Source organism: Epilithonimonas tenax DSM 16811 (genome assembly GCF_000428485.1).
GTDB classification, from domain to species: Bacteria; Bacteroidota; Bacteroidia; order Flavobacteriales; family Weeksellaceae; genus Epilithonimonas; species Epilithonimonas tenax.
Genome location: NZ_KE386755.1, coordinates 1 through 1,009, shown reverse-complemented (window position 1 = coordinate 1,009; position 1,009 = coordinate 1). Strand labels below are relative to the sequence as shown.

Genomic DNA, 1,009 nt, shown 5'->3' with positions numbered 1-1,009 from the left:
GTTGTTGTGTATCCCAAAGATACTTAAAAATGAAAGCAATTCACAACCAGTGTTTTTAATTTTTAGTTAACTTTGTTACCACAGGAAAATGGTCACTCCAACCACCCATATAACGCGATCCGGAATAAGTTCTCATGGGATAGTTGCTGTGTTTGCGGTCTTTATTTCGAAGGTTGGGAGAGTTGTAAATGGCAGCAGAAATAGTTTGGTAACTGAACTGTTGTAAAAGCATGTTTTCTGTGTACAAAATCTGATCAAAACCAACACCCTTTTTGCCGTGGTAGCTGGAGAATTGCCTGTTGAGGTATAGCAATTCAAAGGGATTGCTCAGCATCTTCTTGCCATCGTTATCAAGGCGCAATTGCTGCAATTCCTCGGCGTCAGGATTCTCGTTGAAGTCGCCCATCACAATGACAGGCTCTCCTTGTTCCACTATGTGCTGGATGGTTTCTCGTAGCTTAGCAATGATGTAATGGCGTTTTGCCTTTTGAAGGTCTTTTTCTCTTTTGGAAGGCAGATGGCAGACAAAAATGTGAAGTTTCTTTTCCTCGAACGAAAATTCTGTGTGAAGGATATCGCGGGTAGCAAATTTTTCATTTTCATCTAACTGAAACTTCAAAGTATTGAACTGTATTAAAGCATATTTCTCTTTATCAAACAACAAAGCAACACTAAGCCCTCTGGAGTCATTGGATGGTTGATAGACGATTTCGTAATTGTGAACGGGAGAATTTTCATTAACCAAATCTTCCAAAACAGAGGATCAATTCCAAAACTTGGGGGCTAGGCAAAAAGCTTAGACAACCTAAACAAGAAAAATGCTTTATCCCGCACACCTCTTAGTTGCAATCTGAAGTTTTTTATTTTAGCATTGAATGACTCGGCGGAAGCATTGGTACTTCTTCTCTCAAAATAATTGAGAATGTCTTTGTAATGGATCATTATGGTTTTCCTGAGTACTGAGAAAGATTTAAATCCTGATTCTTCCACTTCTTTAAACCAATGTGCT

2 protein-coding genes are annotated in these 1,009 nt (G+C 38.9%); both read right to left on the bottom strand.

The window, feature by feature from the left end:
• Nucleotides 1–55: 55 nt before the first annotated feature.
• Complete coding sequence (locus F564_RS19770) at nt 56–754, bottom strand: endonuclease/exonuclease/phosphatase family protein (protein ID WP_051259750.1); 699 nt, start codon at nt 752–754, stop codon at nt 56–58.
• 29 nt (nt 755–783) lie between these two features.
• Nucleotides 784–1,009, bottom strand: a 226-nt coding sequence (locus tag F564_RS19765; RefSeq protein ID WP_034982055.1) for a transposase, incomplete at its 5' end; no start/stop codon positions are given.